A 20,436-nucleotide genomic window follows, 5' to 3' on the forward strand; every position below is an offset into this window, starting at 1 on the left:
ACGACTTTTCTTTTATGCAGTTAAGATTATGTAAACTGCGATATTACTATAATACCAATATTTTGACATTTCAATCAATTCTACATAAACGTTACTACACCCCCTATTAAAGCATTTACAAGCATAAGACGGACTCAGCAAGCTTATCCTTCTGTTTACTAGCCTTCCTTTCTATTCCCTTTAAAAATGATAGACAAACATGATTTTTCTGAATAATTAAAACGATTTACACAAAAAAAGACCAGCATATATGCCGGTCATAATTACTTTATAAATAGGATCTTATGGCGCTCCAAACATCTTCTTTACCCTGTCCCGTATGAGAAGAGAACGTTACGAGCTTATCAGTTGGCTCAATCTTAAGCGTTTGACTAACAACTTTCAGATGCTTGCCCCATTTTCCTTTTGGAATTTTGTCAGACTTTGTTGCTACTACGATAACTGGAATCTCATAATGCTTTAACCAATCATACATAACAACATCGTCGTTTGAAGGTGAATGTCTTAAGTCGACGATTTGAATAACAGCTTTCAACTGATCTCGATCAGTTAAATACGTTTCAATCATTTTGCCCCAAGAATCTCTTTCTTTCTTCGATACTTTTGCAAATCCATATCCTGGAACGTCGACAAAGTAAAGAATTTCATTAATCATATAGAAATTGAGAGTTTGTGTTTTACCAGGCCTCTGAGAAGTTCTGGCAAGGTTCTTTCGATTAATCAGCGTGTTGATTAAAGATGATTTACCTACATTTGATCTACCAGCTAGTCCAATCTCAGGTAATCTATCTATAGGATATTGCTCCGGTTTAACAGCGCTGATAATAAAATCTGATTTTGTTACTTTCATTTATTCTCCCCCACAAGTGCGGTTTTTAACACTTCATCCAAATGTGAAACTGGAAGGAAGGTTAAATCTTTGCGTATGCTTTCTGGAATATCTTCCAGATCTTTTTCATTTTCTTTTGGCATTATAATCGTCGTTAATCCAGCACGGTGAGCACTTAACGACTTTTCTTTTAACCCACCAATTGGAAGGACACGTCCACGAAGGGTGATTTCACCCGTCATCCCTACATCTCTTCGAACAGCCTTGCCAGTTAATGCGGATACTAGAGCTGTTGCAATGGTAATTCCTGCAGAAGGACCATCTTTTGGAGTCGCTCCCTCTGGAACATGAATGTGAATATCGTTCGTTTCATGGAAAGTAGGATCAATAGAAAGTTCTTCGGACTTTGAGCGAATATAACTGAAAGCAGCCTGAGCAGACTCTTTCATAACGTCTCCAAGCTTACCTGTTAGAATCAACTTCCCTTTTCCTGGTGATAAGGAGACTTCAATTGCAAGTGTGTCTCCTCCGGCAGTTGTATAAGCAAGGCCTGTGGCCGTACCAATTTGATCTTCTTTCTCTGCTTCACCATATCGGAACTTTGGATGTCCTAGTAGTTCTTCAAGCATAGACTCTGTTACAATAACACGTTTTTTCTTACCAGAAACGATTAATTTAGTCGCTTTTCGACAAACAGTTGCAATTTGTCGTTCCAGATTACGAACACCAGCTTCTCTTGTATACTGACGTACAAGCTTATAGAGACTTTCATCTCTAATCTGAAGATTACTCTTGCTCAAGCCATGCTCTTCCAATTGTCTTGGCATCAGATAGTTCTTAGCAATATTAACTTTCTCGATTTCAGTATAACCTGCAATACGAATAACTTCCATTCGATCAAGAAGTGGCTCAGGAATCGTTGCAAGGCTGTTTGCTGTTGTTACAAACATGACTTTCGAAAGATCGTAAGGCTCCTCAATATAATGGTCACTAAACGTGTTATTTTGCTGTGGATCGAGTACTTCAAGCAAGGCAGAAGAAGGATCACCGCGGAAATCATTAGACATTTTATCAATTTCATCAAGAAGGAAAACAGGATTCACCGTACCCGCTTTTTTCATTCCACGAATGATTCGACCTGGCATAGCACCGACATATGTTCTTCTATGACCGCGGATTTCAGCTTCATCACGAACACCACCTAGTGATATACGGACGAATTCACGTCCAATAGAACGAGCTACTGATCGTGCAAGTGAAGTCTTCCCTACTCCTGGTGGTCCTACAAGGCATAGAATTGGTCCCTTAAGAGATTTCGTTAGCTGTTGAACAGCAAGGTATTCAAGGACACGTTCTTTTACATTCTCAAGACCATAATGATCTTCATTTAGTATTTTTTCAGCATGGTTGATATCAAGATTATCCTCAGTTTCTTTCGACCAAGGAATTTGAATTAACCAATCAATATAGTTTCGTATCACTGAACTTTCAGCAGAGCTCTGAGGAATCTTCTCGTATCGATCAAGCTCTTTGTAAGCCATTTCTTGGACATTTTCAGGCATATCCGCTTCTTCAATCTTCTCTTTCAAAGACGAAACTTCACCTGTTTTACCTTCTTTTTCACCCAGCTCATTTTGAATAGCCTTCATTTGTTCGCGAAGGTAGTATTCTTTCTGAGTCTTTTCCATAGAACGCTTAACTCTTTGTCCGATTTTTTTCTCAAGATCAATGACGTCTTTCTCATTTTGGAGAATTTCAATGAGCTTATTTAATCGTTCCTGAGAATTATACGTTTCAAGAATTTCTTGCTTCTGACGAATCTTTAGTGAAAGATGGGATGCGATGATATCTGCAAGCCGTCCTGGTTGCTCAATATCACTTACAGAAGCGAAGGTCTCAGCCGTTACCTTCTTAGAAACTTTAATATATTGTTCAAATAAATCTAGCACAGTACGCATTAGCGCTTCTTCTTCAACGTTCCGTTCAGCGCTCTCATCGATCTGCTCGATTTCGACTTCATAAAATTCTTCTGTATCTTTAAATTCAATTATCTTCCCACGTTGAAGTCCTTCAACAAGAACTCGAATCGTACCATTAGGTAGCTTAAGCATTTGCTTAACGGTTGCAAGCGTACCAATTTCGTAAATATCTTCAACTTCTGGTGTCTCAATTTCTACTTCTTTTTGTGTAGAGAGGAAGATTTGTTGATCGTCCATCATAACCTTCTCAAGTGCTTGAACAGATTTATCTCGTCCAACATCAAGATGCAAAACCATGGATGGATATACCAGCAACCCTCTTAATGGTAATAATGGCAATGTTTTATGTTCACTTTTCAATCATGGCACCTCCAGACAACAAACTATAAAAAATCTTATTTGACTCGTAAAAATCCTGAGCTTATCTAGTTAATAAGTTGTACTTCATTGTATCCTAACTATCTTGCACTTGTCTAATCTTCCCTGTCCAATCTCCTAAAAAAACTTATCTACATAAAGAAAATCCCGCCCTTTAACTACCGGGCTGGGATTGTCCCATCACTATAGATGGATATTCTTGTTGCTTTCCAAGAAGAAAAGCTGCATCAAACACCTCTGACAAATGCTTAACAGGTACGACTTTGATACCCTTTATTACTTTAAGCATTTCTTCGTTATTTTCCTCGGGAATTAATGCAAGCTCTGCTCCAGCATCGCGAGCAGCCGTTACCTTTGCAAATACGCCACCAACTGGTTTAACGAACCCATGAATACTAACTTCACCTGTCATAGCTATTTTGTTACTAACAGGGCTTCCTTTAATAGCTGAATATATACCTGTTGCAATTGCAACCCCTGCTGAAGGCCCATCCACTGGAACACCGCCAGGGAAATTGATATGTAGATTGTAAGAATCAGCAGGAATGCCCATTGCCTTTAGAACAGTCATCACATTTTCAACCGAAGATTTTGCAAGACTCTTTCTTCGAATCGACTTGGATTGATTTCCAATGCTTTCTTCTTCCACAATCCCTGTAATCGTAACAGTCCCTTCCTTCTCTGCTTTAACAGCTGTTACTTCAATTTCAAGTAGTGCTCCCGTATTTGGTCCGTAAACAGCAAGGCCATTCACTAGCCCAGTACTTGGATGAAGTGGAATTTTCCTTTCAGGTCGAGGTGTTAGTCTGCTTGCATGGATAACCCATTCCATATCGGCTGCTGTAATACTCCCTCTACTCTCCGTAATTGCAAGTCCTGCAGCAATTTGCATCAAATTTACAGCTTCACGTCCATTTCTTGCATATCTGCTAACACGCTGTATTCCTTCATCATCTAACGTAAGGTTGAGCTTTTTAGCAGCTCTGGTTGCAATTCTAGCAATTTCATCCTGACTTAGTTCCCTAAAGTACACCTCCATACATCTTGAACGAATGGCAGGAGGAATTTCGTCGGGTGTTCTTGTGGTAGCTCCAATCATCCTGAAATCAGCAGGTAACCCATTCTGGAATATATCATGTATGTGTGTTGGGATATTCGAGTTCTCTTCATTGTAATAAGCACTTTCTAGAAAAACCTTACGATCTTCTAGCACTTTTAGAAGCTTATTCATTTGGATCGGATGAAGCTCTCCAATTTCATCAATAAAAAGAATTCCTCCATGTGCATTTGTTACAGCACCTTGTTTGGGTTGAGGAATACCAGCTTGTCCCATAGCACCTGCCCCTTGATAAATAGGGTCATGAACAGAACCAATTAATGGATCTGCAATGCCTCTTTCATCAAACCTTGCAGTTGTAGCATCCAATTCAACAAACACCGCTGTTTGTTTAAAAGGGGTTCCGCGGTTGCGTTTTGCCTCTTCTAGCACTAGCCGAGCTGCAGCCGTTTTACCAACCCCAGGCGGACCGTATATAAGTACATGTTGAGGATTCGGTCCGCAAATAGCAGCTCTTAGAGTACGAATCCCCTCTTCTTGGCCCACAATTTCTGAAAAACCATTAGGTCTAATGCGCTCTGAAAGTGGCTCACTTAACGAAATACTCCTTAATCGTCTTAAGTGCTCCATTTCTTTTCGGGATTCTTTATCTATAGAAACTTTCTGGGTTCGCTGATTACGAAGCAAATTCCAGAAATACAATCCTATAACAATTCCAAAAAACAATTGTATCGCTAACGCAATGCCTGTCCAATTCATAATCGTACCTCCTGGAGATTTATCAATAGCACTAGTATCTCCTGAGGTATGGTTCCATAAACCGGAAATCAATAATTTGAATCCATTAATAGGAATATAAAAAAACCAACCACCCACGGGTGATTGGTTAATTTTCTTATGCACTTTCCTTTGGTGATTTCTTATCTTCATCAATAACAGAGCCATCTTCTAAAATCAATTTAGGTGTGGACTTTTCACTTACAGTTGAAGCTGTAAGCACACATTTCTTAATCTCATCACGAGAAGGAAGATCGTACATCACATCAAGCATAATGCCTTCAATAATAGAACGAAGTCCACGTGCACCTGTCTTTCTTTCGATAGCTTGTTTAGCAATTTCAACAAGAGCATCATCTTCAAATTCAAGCTCTACATCGTCAAGTTCTAGAAGCTTCTGGTATTGTTTAACAAGCGCATTTTTAGGCTTTGTAAGAATTTCAACCAGTGCTTCTTCATCAAGTGGTTCAAGGCTTCCGATAACTGGAAGACGACCGATGAATTCCGGAATAAGTCCGAAGCGAAGTAAGTCTTCTGGAAGTACTTTGCTTAGATATTCACCTGGCTTAAGATCTTCCTGTTTTGCTTCACCACTGAATCCAATGATTTTCTTACCAAGACGACGTTTAATGATTTGTTCGATACCATCAAATGCTCCTCCGCAAATAAAGAGGATATTCGTCGTATCAATTTGGATAAATTCTTGATGAGGATGCTTACGTCCACCTTGTGGAGGAACGCTTGCAGTAGTACCCTCAAGAATTTTAAGTAGTGCCTGCTGTACACCTTCACCTGACACATCACGTGTAATAGAAGGGTTTTCAGACTTACGAGCAACTTTATCGATTTCATCGATGTAAATAATACCTTTTTCAGCTTTTTCTACATCGTAATCTGCGGCTTGGATGAGTTTAAGAAGAATATTCTCAACATCCTCACCTACATAACCTGCTTCAGTTAATGACGTTGCATCCGCTATTGCGAAAGGCACGTTCAAAATTCTAGCAAGGGTTTGAGCGAGAAGAGTTTTACCGCTACCTGTTGGACCAATCAACGCGATGTTACTCTTTGCAAGTTCTACGTCATCTGGTTTACCTGAAGCGTTAATACGCTTGTAGTGATTATAAACCGCAACAGATAGAGACTTTTTCGCTTTTTCTTGGCCGATGACATAGTCATCAAGGATCTGACAAATTTCATGAGGCTTCGGTACTTCTTTGAAGTCCACCTCTTCTTCAGTTCCAAGCTCTTCTTCTACAATTTCAGTACAAAGTTCAATACATTCATCACAGATGTATACACCTGGTCCTGCAACTAGCTTTCGTACTTGATCCTGTGTTTTACCACAGAAAGAACATTTCAGTTGTCCTTTTTCGTCGTTAAATTTAAACATGAATTCACCCCTAACCGTTGATCTCGATGAAATCCGAGTAGGTCTATCTGCAAAGAAACTCCATTAGTTCAACTGAACTAACTATCACTTATTAAGCAATCCTAACGGGCATTCACCACTGGTTTCTTATCCTATTTATGTATTGAAATTGTATCACATAACTCAAAAGGATACGAAGTAAAACGACTCTTTGAAAGCTTACTATGTATAGAGTATTTGTCCTACTACTATGTTTAGCTAATTTGAATGATTTCATTACTACTTCTTTTTTAAAAACAAGGCGCAATTAAGCGCCTTGTTTCAAATAAGCCAATGATAGCTTTAATTATGCTTTTTTGCTGTTATCTACAAGAACATCGATTGCTTTACGGACGCGAAGGTCACCTTTAAGTGCATCAGTGCCGCCCTGCATTGTTAGCATTGAACGAATTTGTTCTTCTTCCATGTTGTACATTGCTGCCATCTTGGAAAGTTCTTCATTTACTTCTTCTTCAGAAACTTCAACATTCTCAGCGTCAGCAATCGCTTCAAGAGTCAAGTTCGTGCGCACGCGCTTTTCACCGTCTTCTTGCATTTGTTCGCGAAGTGCTTTCTCATCTTGTCCAGAGAACTGGTAGTACATTTCAAGGTTCATACCTTGTTGTTGTAGACGCTGTTCAAATTCTTGAAGCATGCGATCTACTTCTGCATCTACCATAGCAGATGGAAGATCGATCTCACTATTTTCAGCAGCTTTTTCAATCAACGTGTCTTTCTTTTGAACATCAGCATCTTCTGCTTTTTGCTTCGCAAGATTTTCTTTCGTTGTTTTCTTAAGCTCATCAAGTGTTTCGACTTCTTCGTTTACGTCTTTAGCAAACTCATCGTCAAGCTCTGGAAGCTCTTTACGCTTAATGTCGTGAATTTTCACCTGGAACTTCGCTTCTTGTCCAGCAAGGTTCTCAGCATGGTACTCTTCAGGGAAAGTAACTGTTACTTCCTTTTCAGCGCCAGCTTTCTCACCAATCAATTGCTCTTCAAATCCAGGGATAAACGTGTTTGAACCGATTTCTAGTGAATAGTTCTCGCCTTTTCCACCTTCAAATGGTTCTTCACCTAGGAAGCCTTCAAAGTCGATTACTGCTGTATCGCCTTCTTGAAGCTCTCCGTCTTCAACAACAACAAGCTCAGCTTGCTTTTCTTGAAGAGCTTTAAGCTCAGCTTCTACTTCTTCGTCTGTTACATTCGTATCTTGTTCTTCAACTTCAAGACCTTTGTATTCGCCAAGCTTAACTTCAGGCTTAACTGTTACAGTTGCTTTGAAGATCAAGTTTTGACCTTTTTCCATTTGCTCAACGTCAACTTCTGGACGATCAACTGGCTCAATTCCAGATTCGTCAATAGCTTCGGAATATGCTTTTGGAAGAATGATATCAAGAGCATCTTGATAAAGAGATTCTACACCAAAACGTTTTTCGAAAAGAGAACGTGGCATTTTACCTTTACGGAATCCAGGTACGTTTACCTGTTTAACAACCTTTTTGAACGCTTCATCAAGCGCAGTATTTACCTCAGTAGCGTCAACTTCAACTGTAAGGACGCCCTGGTTACCTTCAAGCTTTTCCCATTTTGCAGTCATTTACACATTACCTCCAACAATAAATATATTTCCACTAATCGAGCGTTTAAATAAGATGACACTTTTTGGAGTATAAAAGCGTCTACTTACTTTTAAACGGTCTCTTTTACTAGTAAATATGGGTTTGCAACTATTGTATTATAACATAGAACAGCCGGTTTTCAACACATACGGCATGATTGCAAACCGTTTAGCCATAGTACAGCTTATCGATGATTTCTTTTAATCGCAAGTAAAAACATTTACTTTCCATTTATTTCTACTCAAAGGGACGGTAAAAAGGCTGATTCTCTATGTTCATAATGCGATTTGCAGCCACTTCGTACTCCGAAGATTTGATTTGATAATGCTCACGCAATTCTTCATTAGTAATCTCTTCACCATTCATGTCGGAAGCCACTTTATGAACAGCTGCAGCCCAGACGGAACTATTCGAAGGTTCAGCTTCAAATGGAGAAATAGCGAAAAGGTAATGCCACCAAATTTGCATGCACATCTCAAACAGAGCTGGGTTTTTCTGTTCTAATACGTCAGAGAGTTTTGACTTCACACTTAAAGAGAAATCTTGTAAAAAGATATCTTTTAAGTGGGATGGGTTAACAGTAATCTCTCTACCAAATTTATGTACGACGACTTCTTGATCCAACTCTTTTTCTCTTAGAACCTGTAATACAAGGCTCTTCAGAAGAGGATCTTTGTTTGTTTCATTTAGATATGTAAGGTATACGGGGATTGACTTTTTCTCATCTGCAGCGCTTAACTTCTGAATTGCCAGCCACTGTTTCTCCGTCTTATCGCTTTCTAGATAAGCAATCAGCTTGTCAGTATCTTCCTCTTGAACAGCGTCATACTCATCATGGGAATCAAGGTCATAATTTGTCATTTGTCTGCTGAAATGCAGCAGCTGATAGAGCGATTCCGCAATGTTCGACGGAAGCTGTTTTTCTTGTATTACCGCTTCAATCATCGTAACCACTTTCTGATACTTTCCAAGCTGAACCAATATTGATATGTATACTTGAAAAATGTCATAATAGTCCCCGATACCCTGCTGCATCATTGTTTCACAGCGTTCAGAAGCTTCCATTAAATCTCCCATCTCAACCAGGCTGAGCACCATCCCAAAATGCCCTTGTGGATGATCTGGTTCAATTTCAAGAAGCTGACTGAAATGTTCATGTGCCTCTTTTATTTGCTTAGCTTTTAGTGCTGCCATTCCTTTTTCGACAAGCTTGCCTGCCACGTTTGGGAAATAAACTATTTTCCGTTCATGCTTTTCTTTATCCATGACGTAATCGCTCCACTCTCTTATATTCTCTATTAAAAGAGTTTACAGCAGGAAAGGCGCAGCTACGATTAGCTATCAGTTTATCAGTATCCACATGTAAACTCAAGCTGAAGCATGCCCCCCTCTTATTTTTATCATATCACCTGGACCGTTATTTTAATTAAATATCCGTTATCTCGTGAAGTACAAAGAAAAACTAAAAAAGACATCTATCAAGAAGATAAATGTCTTTGGATTGATATACTATGGTGTCCCAGGAGAGATTCGAACTCCCGACCCACAGCTTAGAAGGCTGTTGCTCTATCCTGCTGAGCTACTGGGACAATACTAATGTAAAAGCTATGTATGTATTACTGCCGCGCAGCGACAAATATAAATATATCGAAAGGAACGGGCAAAGTCAATAGTTTTGCAATCAAAAAAAACACAGCGTAGCTGTGTTTTTCAAAAAACTTTAAGTTAAAGGGAAACTTCTAGATAGATCATTTACAAGAGTACCCTCTTCATCATGAAATGTAACCGTAACTTTGCTATCTGACCATTCTACAATGGCATATGTTTTAATTGCAGGTTGCCTTGGAAGTCTAACACTTCCTGGATTCAGAAAAAGAGTTCCATCTTCATAAACAGCAAGGGCTTCATGAGAATGACCAAAACAAACAAGATCTGCATTTGTTTCTTCAGCTTTATACGCAAGCTTCATTAGCGTCATCTTTACATTGTATAAGTGCCCGTGTGTAGTGAAGATTGTTTTACTACCTATTGTTTCAGCAATTTCATTAGGATAGCGATTATCAAAATCGCAATTGCCTCTTACTCTAATTTGGAATGGAGTCATCTCTTCAGCATCATAATCAAACTCGGAGTCTCCACAATGAACCATACATTGTACATCTCCTTGATGCCTTTCAACTAACTGATGAAGTTCTTCTGCTGAACTATGATTATCACTAACAACAAGTACTTTCAATTCACTCCACTCCTTTCATCTAAAATAATTCTTTGAAATTTTCTTCAAGACGATCAAGTGCTTTTCCACGGTGTGAGACAGCATTTTTCTCATCTGGAGATAATTCTGCCATAGTCTTACCATAAGAAGGGACATAGAAAATTGGATCATATCCAAAGCCGTTGATTCCTGAACGTTCAAATGCAATTGTTCCATTACATTTTCCTGAAAAAATTTCTGTCTTATTATCTGGAATAGCAACTGCTAAAACACACTGAAAGGAAGCTGTACGCTTCTCTTCTGGTATGTCCTTCATTTCATTTAATACTTTATCAATGTTTGCTTCATCATCTTTTTCTAGACCAGCGTACCTTGCTGAATAGACACCTGGATCTCCATCAAGAGCATCTACAACAAGTCCTGAATCATCTGCGATAACAGGTTGATTCGTTAAGCGCATAATCGCCTCAGCCTTTAAAACCGCATTCTCAGCAAAAGTGCTTCCGGTTTCTGCTACATCCGGTGCCTCTTCAAGATCCAATAAAGAAATAACAGTTAGGTTCTCTGATTCAAAACGACGCTTAAATTCTTTTACTTTTCCCTCGTTCTTTGTTGCAATCAGAAGTTTACGCATGATTAGAATGATCCCCCTTGATCTTGGAAGCAAATCCACCAATCACATCGGCTTGTTTCTCTATTAATTGTTCAATACCTTCTTTTCCGAGAGCCAGCATATCATTCAGTTGGTTCATATTGAATGTAGCTTCTTCACCGGTACCTTGAAGTTCAACAAATTCTCCGCTTCCTGTCATCACAATGTTCATATCAACTTGAGCAGAAGAGTCCTCTTTGTAACATAAGTCAAGGATAGCCTCTCCACTTCCATTAATACCTACAGAGGTGGCAGCCAGGAAATCGGTCAACGGCATTTTTTTGAACTGCTTTCTTGCAAGACCTTTTTCAATAGCAATAGATAAGGCAACAAATGCTCCAGTTATTGAAGCAGTGCGTGTTCCACCATCTGCTTGAATTACATCGCAATCAATCCATACAGTTCGTTCGCCTAATGCCTCAAGGTCAACAACCGTCCGAAGTGCTCTTCCAATTAAACGCTGAATTTCCATTGTTCGACCAGCAACTTTCCCTTTACTGGATTCACGAATATTACGTTGTTCCGTTGCTCTTGGAAGCATAGCGTATTCTGCCGCTATCCATCCTTTCCCCTGTCCTCTCAAAAATGGAGGAACACGATCTTCAATAGATGCAGAGCATATCACCTTTGTATCACCCACTGATATTAATACGGAACCTTCAGGGTGTTTAATATAATCTTTTTCAATATGTATCTCACGTAACTCATTAGGTTTACGGTCGTCAACTCTCATAATAGTCCTCCTGTTCACCATATCGTTCACAGGCTGCACTCATAGTTAGAAGGCTTTCACGAAGATTAAATATTCCATTCTAAACAAAGAAAAGAGGCAGAACTCCTGCCTCTTCATCCTATCATATTCTTTTTTAAAAACCTACTTTGTTAACGTCTACAGGTCTAGTAACTGGCTCAGAAAGGCTTTTTCCTGATTCGTCTACTACTTCAGCATTACCATCTACTGTAATGGCTACTTCTTCAACATTGGTTTGCTCTGTTAGTGAAAGAACGAGAGTATTTAAAAGTTCTTTCTCAAGCACTTTATCTTCTGCTCCAGTTAATATCGCATCATTAAAATCTAACGTTAACAGCCCATCTTCCTCTTTAGCATTGAGTAGCTTCACATCTTTAGAAATTTGTGTGAAAAGCCCTGAATGAACAGGTGGCCCTTCCATCAAACCTTTAAGTACACCTTTCACATCATTTGAGACGCCTTCCATACGCTTCGTAACAGGCACATAATAGGAGTAATCATCACTTTGTGCCATGAAGTATACTGTTATACCTTCACTATTTGAAACATCAACAACATTACCCATCTCATGGTTTATTCCATTCGCTCGGCTGAAGCTTTCGCCAATTGGTGTACCGTTAACAGGCATTTCTGTTTGATCGTACCCATTTATTTGAATCTTTACTTTTTCTACACCTTCAAACTGCGTAAGCGTCCAAGTTACTGCTTCTAAGATTTGCTTCTCATTCTCAGCTGCATAGTCTTTAAACTCTTTAGAGAAGTCGACGACTAGAGTATGATCCATTTGATCAATTCCCTGTACAACTGTTCCAGCTGGCAAAACTGCTTTAAATCCATTAGGAAGCATTTCGGTAACCGGTCCATCCACAACCAGGTATTCAAGAGCCTGTTTCGCTGCACCTTCTACTGCAGGTAATTGAACCGTTTGTGGAACGACCATTCCATTTGCATCAAGCAGATAAAGCTGTCGAGGTGTCATACCTGTTGTCGCATCAGTTGCTTGCTCTCCCTCAGCATCTTCTGCACCGCTCTCTTCTTTCACAGCACCAGTATCCTTATCATCAAGCTGCTTTCCTTCTTCAACATAGTCGACTTTAGGCGGATCAATTTCTTTAAGCGTCTTTTCAAATCCAAATCCACATCCCGATATTGTTAATAAGAATGAAAGCAACATTATGATAAATCCAATCCCACGTAAACGCATAGCTATCCCTCCCCGGATGGTTTGTACTATCATTTATACGAGTTATATAAGAATTTATACCAGAGGAATGAGAATAACTTGGCTTACCATTAATTAAGCAGAAATCTTATTAAAATTAATGAGTGGTTTCCGCTCCAAGCAATTTAAATGAGCCTAACAAAAAGCTCTAGTCCATGGACTAGAGCTTTATTTGTTCAACCTTTAAAACTGGATAATCTAGCCAGTGGGTCGCGATTCTCGTGAAATTATCGATAGATCCAGTCGTTAAAAACGTATGGGAAGGCTTTTCATCACCAGTATACAGAAGAGAGCTATATTCTAGGATTCCACTCACCTCATAGGCGGTTTCATCACCTGAACAGATAATAGACGTGCTTTCCCCCATGACGGATTGGATAACTGGTTCTAATAAAGGATAATGGGTGCACCCAAGTATGAGCGTATCAATGCCTTTATCAGCCAATGGAGCAAGAGTTGTTTTGACAGTTTCATATGTTTCTACGCTGTCAAGATTTCCTGTTTCAACAAGTGGAACAAATGGTGGACAGGCTAAACTATCTACTCGAATATCATTATTAATGGCTTTAAGGGACTTCTCATATGCACCACTCTTAATTGTTCCTGATGTTCCAATGACACCTATATATCGGTTTGTCGTTTCTTTTAAAGCGCTTCTTGCACCGGGATGTATGACACCTCGCACAGGAATATCGAGCTTTTCTTGAATTTCATTCAAGACTACAGCAGTGGCCGTATTGCATGCAATAATTAACATTTTAATTTGGTATTGTTCTAGAAGGTAATTCGTCATCTCCCATGTATACTGGCTAACTTCCGCAGATGATCTAGGTCCATAAGGACATCTCGCAGTATCACCAATGTATACTATTTCTTCTTTTGGAAGCTGTCGCATGATCTCTCTTGCTACAGTTAATCCACCAACACCTGAATCAATAACCCCTATTGGTTTCTTCAAAATATTTCGCCTCTCTAATTACCGGTCCAGTTAGTTCTTTTTCATCTCTTCATAAAGCAAGTGCAAACTCTCTTCAAGAGCCTTTACTTGATCACCTGAAAATTTCTTTGTGATCTTGTCCAAATAGACCTGTCTTTTGTGAATAACTTTCTTAATGATCTCATTTCCTTTATCTAATATATGAATTCGAACGACTCGTCTGTCGTTTGGGTCTTTCACTCTTTTAACTAAATCTGTTTTTTCCATTCTGTCAACGAGATCGGTCGTTGTACTACATGCTAAATACATTTTATTAGAAAGCTCGCCAATGGTTAGATCACCATATTCTGAGAGCCATTGAAGAGCAAGGAATTGAGGAGGTGTAATTGAGAATTCACTCAGAAGTTCACGTCCATTCTGCTTAATAATACCTGCGACCATCCGTAGTGATTTCTCTATATCAACAATTGATGCTGGTTCTCTTGTCAATTCTTCAGGCATCTAGTCTCCCCCTTATTATGTCTTACTATCTATTTTGATTGTAAGTGAATCGAAATGCAAGAGTATGCACTTACCTAGAAAGATGTCAGATTCGGTACCTGTTACCTATTAGTAAACATATAAAGTAAAGTCTATTTTCGTAGAAATACCGCTATAAAAGTAGGGGTAATTTCCGTTCCAAAATGCTCGTTTTTGGCTGGACGGGACACCATCCGTCCAAATTAACTATGAAGTATGTTTTATACAGAAAACCTTAAAACTTTAACGCAGTTATCAAAAAAAAGAGCTATAGTTTCCTATAGCTCTTCCGTTGCGAAATGTTCTGTTACATAAGCAATCACTTCTTCGTTCGTTGCGAGCGAAAGAATATGATCGATGTGAGAAGAGATTTCTTCTTTAGACAACTTTGTCATTTGGCTTCTTGCAGGTAGAATAGAAGTTGCACTCATACTGAACTCATCAAGTCCTAGTCCAAGTAGAATTGGAATGGCAATTTGATCGCCAGCCATTTCTCCACACATACCAGCCCATTTGCCTTCTTTATGAGCTGCGTCAATAACCATTTTCACAAGACGCAGAATCGCAGGGTTATACGGTTGATATAAGTATGAAACTTTTTGATTCATACGGTCAGCAGCCATTGTGTATTGAATAAGGTCATTTGTGCCAACACTAAAGAAATCAACTTCTTTAGCAAAAACATCGGCCATTGCAGCCGTAGCTGGAATTTCAACCATCATTCCTACTTCAATGTCTTCTGAAACTTTAATGCCTTCCCCTATTAGCTCTTCCTTAACAGAAAGTAGCATTTCTTTTGCCTGACGGAATTCTCCCACAGTCGCAATCATAGGGAACATAACCTTCAAGTTACCATAGACACTTGCACGAAGTAGGGCACGTAACTGAGTACGGAAAATTTCCGTTTCTTCCAAACAAAGACGAATCGCTCTAAAACCTAGGAATGGATTCATTTCTTTTGGAAGATTTAAGTAAGGAAGTTCTTTATCTCCACCGATATCAAGTGTTCTGATAACTACCGGTTTACCGTCCATCTTCTCTAATACTTCTTTATATGAATTGAACTGTTCTTCTTCCGTAGGCAATTCATTTCTACCCATATAAAGGAATTCTGTACGGTAAAGTCCAACACCTTCGCCACCATTCTCAAGCACACCTTTTACGTCTTCAGGAGTACCAATGTTTGCAGCAAGTTCAACGTGTTTCTCGTCTTTTGTAGTTGTTGGCTCATTAACAAGCTTCGCCCACTCTTGCTTTTTGGCTTCGAAGTTTTCCTTTTTCTTAGTGTATTGTGCGATTTCTTCTTCAGAAGGATCAACAATAACGTTACCATCGATACCATCAATGATAATTACTTTCCCTTCAACATCTTCAGTAGTAATAGTCTTTGTTCCTACTACTGCAGGGATTTCCATAGAACGAGCCATGATTGCAGAGTGAGACGTTCTGCCACCAATATCTGTTGCAAATCCTTTAACAAATTGCTTGTTCAGCTGAGCAGTATCAGAAGGTGTTAAGTCTTCTGCAAGCACGATTACTTCATCTGTAATCGCTCCTGGTGAAGTAAATGTCACGCCAAGTAAATGAGCTAAAACACGTTTGGAAACATCACGGATATCTGCCGCACGTTCCTTCATGTATTCATTATCCATATTTTCAAACATACTTATAAACATATTCGATACGTCGCTCATTGCGCTCTCAGCATTAACTTTTTCATTATTCACTTTATCTTTAACCGCATTTAACAACTCTGGATCAGATAAAACGAGAAGATGAGCAGCGAAAATCGCTGCTTTATCTTCTCCGAGCTGTTCATTGGCATGATTCTTAATAACTTCAAGTTCACCTTTGGCAGTATTCACGGCCGCTTCAAAACGTTCGATTTCAGCACCAGCATCTGTAATTGTCTTTTGTTCAATTTCAAGTGCTGGATTTTCAAGAACGAATGCTTTAGCGATCGCAATTCCGGCAGAAGCGCCAATTCCAGTCAGTTGGTTAGACATTACTTGCCTAGACCTTCGTTTTCCATAACTTCAGTAAGTCCTGCAATCGCATCGTCAGCATCTGATCCTTCTGCTTTGATAGTGATTTCAGAGTTTTGTTGGATACCAAGGCTCATTACGCCCATGATTGATTTAAGGTTTACAGACTTGCCATTATAATCAAGAGTAACGTCAGAGCTGTATTGACCTGCTTTGTTTACTAGTGCTGTTGCTGGACGTGCATGAATACCTGATTCGCTTGTTACTGTGAAATTTTTCTCTGCCATTTTTAATTCCCTCTTTCAAATTTTATATTTTTATTTTGATATCGTAATAATATCTTTGTCTTCCCTAGAAACGTTACCTTCTTTAGCAAGATCAATTGTTTCTCCATCTTCAAGATTCGTGAAAACGATAGGGGTAATTGTTGATGTTGCATTTTCTTTAATAAATTCAAGATCAACTTTCATAAGCTTTTGTCCTTGCTTAATTTCATCGCCTTCACTAATGAACACCTCGAAGCCTTCACCTTTAAGGTTAACCGTGTCAATTCCAACATGTATTAGAATTTCACGACCGTTAACAGACTCGATACCAATTGCATGCTTAGTTGGGAACACATTCATTATTTTGCCATCAACCGGTGCGACAATCAAGCCATCTGTTGGCTCAATCGCAAAACCGTCTCCCATCATTTTACCAGAGAATACTTGGTCAGGCACTTCTGTAATCGGTAAAATTTTACCTTCAATCGGAGCAATTAGGTGATCTTCGCCTCTTTGACCTTCTTCTGGCTTCTCTTCTTTTTGCTGATCCTGAAGAGGTTTTGGCGTTTTACCACTAATGATATCTGCAATTTGTCCTTTCAAACCATCGGATTGTGTACCGAAAATAGCCTGAATGTTGTTACCAACTTCCATGACACCAGCTGCGCCTAGACGTTGCAAGCGTTTCTTATCTACTTCTCCCTTATCAGCTACAGATACACGCAGACGAGTAATACAAGCATCTAGATTCGTGATATTGCTTTCGCCACCAAGAGCCTGAAGTACGTTATAAGCTAAAGCAGTGTTTTCTTGACCATCATCAGCAATTTCATCTTCTTCGTCTTCTTCACGACCAGGGGTCATCAAGTTAAACTTACGAATCGCAAATCTGAATCCGAAGTAATAAATGACAGCAAATGCTAATCCTACTGGAATCACAAGCCACCATGCTGTTCTTCCTTGAAGAACACCGAAGAGAAGGAAATCAATTACTCCACCGGAGAACGTCATACCAATTTTAACGTCTAGCAAAGCCATTGTCATAAATGAAAGACCTGCAAAGATCGCATGGATACCGAACAGTACCGGTGCTACGAATAGAAATGAAAATTCAATTGGTTCTGTAATACCTGTTAAGAAAGATGTAAGTGCAGCCGATCCCATAATACCCGCTACTACTGCTTTTTTCTCAGGACGTGCTTCATGATAAATTGCAAGAGCAGCAGCTGGAAGTCCAAACATCATGAATGGGAATTTACCAGTCATGAAAGTACCTGCAGTAAGCTCTGCACCATCTTTTAATTGTTCAAAGAAAATCTTCTGATCTCCTCGAATAATATCACCAGCAGCATTTGTATATTGACCAAACTCAAACCAGAATGGTGAATAGAAGATGTGGTGAAGTCCAAATGGAATTAATGAACGTTCAATAACACCGAATACAAATGCAGCAAGAGCTGGGTTTGCATCAAGCATATTATGTGAGAAAGCATTTAAGCCTGCTTGAACAGGTGGCCATACAAAGATCATGATTACACCTAGAATCAAAGCTGAAACCGCTGTCGCGATTGGCACAAAACGCTTCCCAGCAAAGAAACCAAGGTATTGAGGAAGTTGAATATTATAATACCGTTTATACATATAAGAGGCAAGAATACCGACTATAATTCCTCCGAATACTCCTGTCTGAAGCGTAGGAATACCGAGTACATTTGCATATGATGCGCTTTCAGCTACTTGATCAGCAGATACTCCTTCAAGCACACCCATCGAAATGTTCATTACCAAGAATCCGACGATAGCAGCAAGTCCCGCAACACCGTCTCCGTCTGACAAACCAATTGCTACACCAACTGCGAATAATAGCGCAAGGTTAGCAAACACAATTCCTCCAGATTCTTCCATGACAGTAGCAAGAAGCTGGAACCATTCTGCTGACATGAATGGTAATTTTTCAAGCAAAGTTGGGTTTTGAAAAGCATTACCAAAACCTAGTAACAATCCAGCTGCTGGCAAAATCGCCACTGGAAGCATTAGTGCTTTACCAACTCTTTGTAAAACACCAAAAGCGTTTTTAAACATGTTTTTTCCTCCTTTTATTTTCCCCCAAAATCATTCTCCATATAAAAAGGCATGAGTGGACGGTATGACAATACAATCAGGATATACTATACCCCAATACAGAATTGTCATTCCGGTTTCACTCATGCCTGATCGTATCAGTAACACGTTACCGTTAATTATTATATTAATTAGGAGAAAGCCTTTGCAAGTGCATTGTTAAGTAAACTGCTTCTGCATCTGGAAACTTCGTCTGAAGCTCCTTTTGCATAATCTTAATCAACTTCCATGACAGATTATAGCACAGTGGATATTCTTCTTTCAAGACTTTTTCTAACCTTTCATGTGCCTCTACAGGTTGGTTGAGCTCACTTCTTTCGATTGCATGTCGTAAATGTCGGACAAGACGTAAATAATCAATGCCAGTTCGGCTGACTTCAACCTTGAGAGACTCCTCGATAACAACTACAAGACCGTTAATCAATGCGGAATATTTACTAAGTTCAGTAATACTTCGATTCGTCACAGCGCTATGAATATGCAATGCTACAAAACCGATCTCTCCCTCAGGAAGTTCGACATCTAGTTTATGATTCAATAGTTGAATCACTTCTTCAGCAATGGTGTATTCTTTCGGATACATGGTCTGAGTTTCAATCAGAAATGGATTTTTTACTCCAAGCCCCTGTTGAATACGTTTAATAGCAAACGAGAGGTGATCCGTTAAAGCAATATGGATATGTTCATCAAAATCAGCGTCCAGCTTTTCGCTAATTAGATAGATCACTTCATTCATGACACCAATAAAGTACTCAGAAACATGCGGCACTAGAAGCTTGTACTGTTCTTGTTCAGACTTGTCTACAAGAACAAAATACTTATCTACCTTGGTATCATCCAATGTTTCGCCCTGCTTTTGATTGAAGCCTATGCCTTTCCCCGTGAGCACTACTTCATTATCTTGCTCTGTTAAAGCGATAACGACGTTATTATTTAGAATTTTTTTTATTTTAAATGGACCATTCATTTACAAGTTCCCCTCATTAAACCGGTTTCATTTATGATTACGAACGTATTAATCATAGTAAATTAAAAATGGAACGTCAATTAGAAAAGGTTCCACCTGTATGGAAAACAACAGATTTAAAGTTTTTATTTTCCAAAAATTTTATATTCCGATCATTCAAAACGTTGATTATATGGAAAATAGTTTACCTTAGTTTACTATCAACTTGGAAATTAAGATAGGTAAATAAGTTAATTATTTCACCATACAAAGCGGGTAGGAGCGCAAATCAACCGCTTATTAGCAACAAAATATACGAAAAGAGCCAAATAAAAAGACCGGCTTAAAATCAGCCGGCACTGCTATATTTCTAATTCTCCCAGACGAAGCAATTCAACAACAGCCTGAGAACGCCCCTTAACCCCCAGCTTTTGCATCGTGTTGGAAATATGGTTACGAACTGTTTTTTCACTGATAAACAGTTCTTCCGCTATTTCTCTTGTTGTTTTATCTTGAACTAGCAATTCGAAAACTTCTCTTTCTCGTTTGGTTAATAGTGGCTTTGGTCGGTAGTGGTTCCCTTTCAACATTCCACCCTCCTCGATAGGGCAACAAAGCAACTTCAGCTGAAATTATATAGTCCATACAATATATGAATCATAAGCATACGTGTTACAGTAATTAGCAAAGTCTTTTCAAACGGTTTTGTCAATCAAGGATGACAGGCTTCGTGTTCATTCATCATTTCCTGAGAAATAACCAAAAATGT

17 protein-coding genes and 1 tRNA gene are annotated in these 20,436 nt (G+C 39.1%); all 18 read right to left on the minus strand.

What is annotated here, in order from left to right; genetic code table 11:
* Positions 1-268 precede the first annotated feature (268 nt).
* Entirely contained in the window at positions 269-850 is a 582-nt protein-coding gene (yihA, locus tag FBF83_RS13895) for a ribosome biogenesis GTP-binding protein YihA/YsxC (RefSeq protein WP_136947730.1), read from the minus strand.
* Positions 847-3,168: an endopeptidase La gene (gene lon, locus FBF83_RS13900; protein WP_136947731.1), complete on the minus strand. Its 2,322-nt coding sequence runs from the start codon at positions 3,166-3,168 to the stop codon at positions 847-849. Before lon ends, yihA begins: the two co-directional genes overlap by 4 nt.
* Positions 3,169-3,340: 172 nt before the next feature.
* Positions 3,341-5,002: an ATP-dependent protease LonB gene (lonB, locus tag FBF83_RS13905; protein ID WP_136947732.1), complete on the minus strand. Its 1,662-nt coding sequence runs from the start codon at positions 5,000-5,002 to the stop codon at positions 3,341-3,343.
* A gap of 136 nt (positions 5,003-5,138) precedes the next feature.
* The gene (gene clpX / locus FBF83_RS13910) at positions 5,139-6,413 is read right to left on the minus strand and encodes an ATP-dependent protease ATP-binding subunit ClpX (RefSeq protein ID WP_136947733.1); all 1,275 of its coding nucleotides are present in this window, start codon (positions 6,411-6,413) and stop codon (positions 5,139-5,141) included.
* Between the two features lie 325 nt (positions 6,414-6,738).
* The gene (gene tig, locus FBF83_RS13915) at positions 6,739-8,031 is read right to left on the minus strand and encodes a trigger factor (RefSeq protein ID WP_136947734.1); all 1,293 of its coding nucleotides are present in this window, start codon (positions 8,029-8,031) and stop codon (positions 6,739-6,741) included.
* A 259-nt stretch (positions 8,032-8,290) separates the two neighbouring features.
* Entirely contained in the window at positions 8,291-9,319 is a 1,029-nt protein-coding gene (locus FBF83_RS13920; RefSeq protein WP_136947735.1) for a tetratricopeptide repeat protein, read from the minus strand.
* A 246-nt stretch (positions 9,320-9,565) separates the two neighbouring features.
* Positions 9,566-9,642, minus strand: a tRNA-Arg gene (locus FBF83_RS13925).
* A 131-nt stretch (positions 9,643-9,773) separates the two neighbouring features.
* Positions 9,774-10,289: a metallophosphoesterase gene (locus FBF83_RS13930; RefSeq protein WP_136947736.1), complete on the minus strand. Its 516-nt coding sequence runs from the start codon at positions 10,287-10,289 to the stop codon at positions 9,774-9,776.
* 19 nt (positions 10,290-10,308) lie between these two features.
* Positions 10,309-10,902, minus strand: a complete 594-nt coding sequence (locus tag FBF83_RS13935) for an XTP/dITP diphosphatase (protein WP_136947737.1) — start codon at positions 10,900-10,902, stop codon at positions 10,309-10,311.
* Positions 10,895-11,653 carry a ribonuclease PH gene (rph, locus tag FBF83_RS13940; protein WP_136947738.1) on the minus strand — a complete coding sequence of 253 codons (759 nt, stop codon included), beginning with the start codon at positions 11,651-11,653 and terminating at the stop codon, positions 10,895-10,897. Before rph ends, FBF83_RS13935 begins: the two co-directional genes overlap by 8 nt.
* 133 nt (positions 11,654-11,786) lie before the next feature.
* Positions 11,787-12,875 (minus strand): GerMN domain-containing protein, encoded by a 1,089-nt coding sequence (locus FBF83_RS13945; protein WP_136947739.1) that lies wholly within the window; start codon positions 12,873-12,875, stop codon positions 11,787-11,789.
* A 178-nt stretch (positions 12,876-13,053) separates the two neighbouring features.
* Complete coding sequence (racE, locus tag FBF83_RS13950) at positions 13,054-13,851, minus strand: glutamate racemase (RefSeq protein WP_136947740.1); 798 nt, start codon at positions 13,849-13,851, stop codon at positions 13,054-13,056.
* A gap of 30 nt (positions 13,852-13,881) precedes the next feature.
* A complete protein-coding gene (locus tag FBF83_RS13955) occupies positions 13,882-14,331 on the minus strand; it encodes a MarR family winged helix-turn-helix transcriptional regulator (RefSeq protein WP_136947741.1) in 450 nt (149 codons plus the stop codon).
* Positions 14,332-14,627: 296 nt separating this feature from the next.
* A complete protein-coding gene (gene ptsP / locus FBF83_RS13960; RefSeq protein WP_136947742.1) occupies positions 14,628-16,355 on the minus strand; it encodes a phosphoenolpyruvate--protein phosphotransferase in 1,728 nt (575 codons plus the stop codon).
* Positions 16,355-16,621, minus strand: a complete 267-nt coding sequence (locus tag FBF83_RS13965; protein ID WP_136947743.1) for a phosphocarrier protein HPr — start codon at positions 16,619-16,621, stop codon at positions 16,355-16,357. Before FBF83_RS13965 ends, ptsP begins: the two co-directional genes overlap by 1 nt.
* A 30-nt stretch (positions 16,622-16,651) precedes the next feature.
* Positions 16,652-18,682, minus strand: a complete 2,031-nt coding sequence (gene ptsG, locus FBF83_RS13970; protein ID WP_136947744.1) for a glucose-specific PTS transporter subunit IIBC — start codon at positions 18,680-18,682, stop codon at positions 16,652-16,654.
* A gap of 166 nt (positions 18,683-18,848) precedes the next feature.
* Positions 18,849-19,688 (minus strand): glucose PTS transporter transcription antiterminator GlcT, encoded by an 840-nt coding sequence (glcT, locus tag FBF83_RS13975; RefSeq protein ID WP_136947745.1) that lies wholly within the window; start codon positions 19,686-19,688, stop codon positions 18,849-18,851.
* A gap of 341 nt (positions 19,689-20,029) precedes the next feature.
* Complete coding sequence (locus tag FBF83_RS13980; RefSeq protein ID WP_369810531.1) at positions 20,030-20,257, minus strand: helix-turn-helix domain-containing protein; 228 nt, start codon at positions 20,255-20,257, stop codon at positions 20,030-20,032.
* Positions 20,258-20,436 lie beyond the last annotated feature (179 nt).

Origin of the sequence: Guptibacillus hwajinpoensis (genome assembly GCF_005144865.1) — a bacterium.
GTDB classification, from domain to species: domain Bacteria; phylum Bacillota; class Bacilli; order Bacillales; family Guptibacillaceae; genus Guptibacillus; species Guptibacillus hwajinpoensis_A.

Coding starts and splice junctions, on each gene's coding strand:
- lonB (WP_136947732.1), bottom strand. CDS start 5,002: ATGAATTGGACAGGCATTGCGTTAGCGATACAATTGTTTTTTGGAATT.
- FBF83_RS13965 (WP_136947743.1), bottom strand. CDS start 16,621: ATGGCAGAGAAAAATTTCACAGTAACAAGCGAATCAGGTATTCATGCA.
- FBF83_RS13955 (WP_136947741.1), bottom strand. CDS start 14,331: ATGCCTGAAGAATTGACAAGAGAACCAGCATCAATTGTTGATATAGAG.
- clpX (WP_136947733.1), bottom strand. CDS start 6,413: ATGTTTAAATTTAACGACGAAAAAGGACAACTGAAATGTTCTTTCTGT.
- rph (WP_136947738.1), bottom strand. CDS start 11,653: ATGAGAGTTGACGACCGTAAACCTAATGAGTTACGTGAGATACATATT.
- tig (WP_136947734.1), bottom strand. CDS start 8,031: ATGACTGCAAAATGGGAAAAGCTTGAAGGTAACCAGGGCGTCCTTACA.
- FBF83_RS13920 (WP_136947735.1), bottom strand. CDS start 9,319: ATGGATAAAGAAAAGCATGAACGGAAAATAGTTTATTTCCCAAACGTG.
- ptsP (WP_136947742.1), bottom strand. CDS start 16,355: ATGTCTAACCAACTGACTGGAATTGGCGCTTCTGCCGGAATTGCGATC.
- FBF83_RS13980 (WP_369810531.1), bottom strand. CDS start 20,257: ATGTTGAAAGGGAACCACTACCGACCAAAGCCACTATTAACCAAACGA.
- FBF83_RS13945 (WP_136947739.1), bottom strand. CDS start 12,875: ATGCGTTTACGTGGGATTGGATTTATCATAATGTTGCTTTCATTCTTA.
- glcT (WP_136947745.1), bottom strand. CDS start 19,688: ATGAATGGTCCATTTAAAATAAAAAAAATTCTAAATAATAACGTCGTT.
- ptsG (WP_136947744.1), bottom strand. CDS start 18,682: ATGTTTAAAAACGCTTTTGGTGTTTTACAAAGAGTTGGTAAAGCACTA.
- FBF83_RS13935 (WP_136947737.1), bottom strand. CDS start 10,902: ATGCGTAAACTTCTGATTGCAACAAAGAACGAGGGAAAAGTAAAAGAA.
- yihA (WP_136947730.1), bottom strand. CDS start 850: ATGAAAGTAACAAAATCAGATTTTATTATCAGCGCTGTTAAACCGGAG.